This is a genomic window from Pseudoalteromonas sp. Ps84H-4, assembly GCF_024124645.1.
Lineage (GTDB): Bacteria > Pseudomonadota > Gammaproteobacteria > Enterobacterales > Alteromonadaceae > Pseudoalteromonas > Pseudoalteromonas lipolytica_C.
Window position 1 is genome coordinate 1 of sequence record NZ_JAMXSK010000076.1, and the last position, 1,262, is coordinate 1,262.

Genomic DNA, 1,262 nt, shown 5'->3' on the forward strand with positions numbered 1-1,262 from the left:
CTTATATGGACTCCCCGTTTTTTGTCAACGGAGTATTTATTAAATAAAGATTAGATGCTGGCTTATATACGGACTCTATTTGGGGAGCTACCCCTGGTCACTTTAATGTATTCGCCCCTTTATGACTTTTCTCTGTGACGGTATTTTCTACCTGAACACGGAACAGTCTCTTAAAGGTCAGTCTTATCCTGGTTTTAAACGCTCTTTATTGACAATAATTTAAGCCGTTAACAACTTTGGCTGATAACATTCGTTTTTCTTTAGCATGGCAAATGCAGTTCTGATTGTTTTATTCGCCAATGCTATTGCTGCCACTTTCTTACCGCGTCTTGCAATCAACTTTTTAAGCCATTCATCCTTTTCTGTGCGACTCGCTCTTTTTATAACATTTGAAACAACCGCTAGTGCACCTTGATATAACGTGCTACGTAACTTCTTGTTTGCTGATTTTTTTGAAATTGAGCCAATTTTTTCTTTACCACCAGAGCTATGCTGCACAGGCGTTAATCCTGCACAGGCAGACGCTTCTCGTCCATTTTTAAAGTGCTCTATACAACTAAAGTAAACTTTCAACATCATTGAACCTACTGGTCCAACGCCTTCCAATTTTGACAGCCGCTCGCATACTTCATCATTTTTGATTTCTTCTTCAATTAGCTTTTCTAGCGCTATAATTTCTTTAACAACTCTTTTGAATTGTTCATTTACTATTTTTAGAGATGCTCTAAATGCCATCGGTACATTAAAACTTGTATCCTCGAGCAAACTTTCCACTGCATCTATTAACTTACTATCAGACTTGGCTATAGGGATGCCAAGTTCCAACAAACAGCCTCGCTGTAGGTTCCCCAAGGCCACTTTTTGTTTTACAAAATGCTCTCTCATTGCTGATATGGATTGTAAGCACTGCTCATTTACACTTAATAATCTACTCGGCTTAACCGTTGGTTGCTGAGCTGCAATACCAATAGCCAAAGCATCATTCGCATCTGTTTTTTGGCCTTGTCTAAATGCTTTTACGACGCGTGCAGACATAGGTTTAACTATATGGCCAGCCTCTTTCGCTTTTCTTGCCCAATAATGCGTACCACCACATGATTCCATTGCTACTAATGATTGTTTTTCTGATACCAATAACTGAAGTAGTTTTTGTCTAGATACTTCTTTGTTGTATATAACTTGTCGCTCTTTACCTATTTTACAAACTTGATAATTATTTTTTGCTAAATCAATCGCAATAACGTTAAGATTCACCATGTATG

At 37.9% G+C, this 1,262-nt stretch carries 1 protein-coding gene; it reads right to left on the bottom strand.

The window, feature by feature from the left end; all coding sequences use genetic code 11:
• Positions 1 to 219: 219 nt before the first annotated feature.
• Positions 220 to 1,262, bottom strand: a 1,043-nt coding sequence (locus NH454_RS22245; protein ID WP_253040214.1) for an IS110 family transposase, incomplete at its 5' end; no start/stop codon positions are given.